Raw genomic sequence first — 258 nt, 5'->3', positions numbered from 1 at the left:
CCGCGCGACAGCGGCGGTGCGGCCATCGAGATCGCCGGTTCGCCGAGGATGTCCTCGACACGGCTGCCGAACAGCGCATGCTTGCTGACGTCCGGCATCAGGCGCAGTTCGACGAAATCGTGGCGGAATTCGTCGATCACGCGGGTGATCGTGGCGTCGTCGTCGAGCGGCAGCGCGATCCAGATTTCGTCCACGCGTTCGGTGCGGGCAAGGGCGGCGAACGACGCAAGATCGGTGGCGACGAAAGCGCCTTCGCCG

The 258-nt window shown here is 67.1% G+C and carries 1 pseudogene; it reads right to left on the bottom strand.

Annotated features, from left to right (window positions below):
- A pseudogene (locus SB816_RS33010) lies at window positions 1-258 on the bottom strand (undecaprenyl-phosphate glucose phosphotransferase); the annotation flags it as partial.

Origin of the sequence: Achromobacter sp. SIMBA_011 (genome assembly GCF_046535435.1) — a bacterium.
GTDB classification, from domain to species: domain Bacteria; phylum Pseudomonadota; class Gammaproteobacteria; order Burkholderiales; family Burkholderiaceae_B; genus Achromobacter; species Achromobacter dolens.
The sequence above is the reverse complement of the archived record's forward strand: the minus strand, read 5'-3'. Positions and strand labels throughout refer to the sequence as shown.